The 1,781-nt window shown below is 50.8% G+C and carries 2 protein-coding genes; both read right to left on the bottom strand.

Annotated elements, in window-relative coordinates; genetic code table 11:
• On the bottom strand, positions 1–651 hold a 651-nt coding region (locus tag ACUXV1_RS23180; protein WP_446016766.1), incomplete at its 3' end, for a hypothetical protein.
• Between the two features lie 48 nt (positions 652–699).
• The gene (locus ACUXV1_RS23175) at positions 700–1,614 is read right to left on the bottom strand and encodes a hypothetical protein (RefSeq protein WP_203391493.1); all 915 of its coding nucleotides are present in this window, start codon (positions 1,612–1,614) and stop codon (positions 700–702) included.
• Positions 1,615–1,781: the final 167 nt, after the last annotated feature.

Here is a 1,781-nt window from a genome sequence, read left to right as displayed (position 1 = left end):
ATCTAGATGATCTTGATCCCGGTCCACCGTCACGCGCATATAAGTATGGTTGAGATAGAATCTCCAGTTTAGAGAGCCATCGAGTTGCATCCATTCAGTTAAAGACAGCTTGTAGTTTGGGTCCAGATCATCCGCGCCATAGTAGTTCAAGGCATGAACGCCGCTTAGTCTGGGTTTGTTAAAAGAAAATGCTGTTTTCCAGCCTAAAGCTGTGAATTTTTCAACGAGATCTAGGATGTAGAGCCGGGCTTCATCATGATATATTGCACCACCGTTTTTGACTCTGGCATGGACGTTTATGCGTGTTATACCTAGGCCCCGGGTCTTGTTTTCCATTCCCATGATACTTAAAGCCTTCGGGATCACTGTCTTCACGCCACCAGCATCTATGGTGACCGTAGGGAGGGCATTGGCATCGAAATCTATACTGTTATAAAAATTTAAACCAACATTCTGGGTCTCGGCGACGACAGCGGTTGGGTATTTCTTTTGCCAATCATCGCCACGCTGATACAGCGCCAGCTCTATATGCTCAGGGTAGGCCGGCTTCGTTGGCTTTGGGCGCGGCGGCTCAGCGTGGGACGTGATGCCGGCGATGATCCCGATGATGGCAAGGAGTGTACCCAGTGCGATGATGGCGGTTTTACTCATGATGGCCCATGGCGTAAAAAAGACGGCCTCATTTGAGGTAGGCCAATCTTATTGCAGATCCTTGGGGATCACCGGGTTTTGCTGGCCCGGCGGCGGTGGCGGCAACTCCGGGTCTTTGTAGTCGCTGACGATGGGAATGCCCTGAGCCTTGAGAGTGGCTTCCTTGATATTCCGCTCTGACCTTAACTTCCTGGCAATGGGAATCCATAGCTGACGCCAGTGATCGCGTTCCTTCTCCTCCACATAGATTCTTTGTACTTCTTCATGTGGTTCTATGGTGAAGCTCATGATGTAAGCGCCGGGTTTGTTAGGATCCAAGTGGTCTTGGTCTCGGTTAATATTCAGCGTTATAAAGGTATGGTTGAGGTAGAGTTCCCAACTCAGTATTCCCTTGAGCTGCATCCATTCCGCGAAAGATAGCTTGTAGTTTGGGTCTAAGGCATCCGCGCCATAGTAGTTCAAGGCATGAATGCCATTCAATCTAGGTTTGTTTAAGGGAATTACCATTTTCCAGCCCGCGGCGGTGAGTTTTTCGATGATGTCTAGGATGTAGAGCCGGGCTTCATCATGAGACATTGCTCCGCCATTTTTGACTCGGGCATTGATATTTATACGAGTTATTCCTAAACCGCGGCTCTTGTCTTCCATACCCATGATACTTAAAGCCTTGGGGATAACCGTTTTCACTCCGCCTGCGTCAATGGTGACCGTAGGTAGGGCATTGGCATCGAAATCGATGCTGTTGTAAAAATTCAAACCAACATTCTGGGTCTCGGCGACGACAACGGTTGGGTATTTCTTTTGCCAATCATCGCCCCGCTGATACAGCGCCAGTTCTATATGCTCAGGGTAGGCCGGCTGCGCTTGCTCTTGGCGCGGCGGCTCAGCGTGGGACGTGATGCCTGCGATGATCCCGATGATGGCAAGGAGAGTACCCAGTGTGATGATGGCGGTTTTACTCATGATGGCCCATGGCGTAAAAAAGACGGCCTCATCCGAGGGCCGGCCAAACTTATTGCAGATCCTTGGGGATCACCGGGTTTTGCTGACCCGGCGGCGGTGGCGGCAGTTCCGGGTCTTTGTAGTCGCTGACAATGGGAATGCCCTGAGCCTTGAGTTTGGCTTCCTCG

This window comes from Chromobacterium sp. W521, from assembly GCF_052805975.1.
Note: the sequence above shows the minus strand (reverse complement) of the source record. Positions and strands in the feature narration are given on the sequence as shown.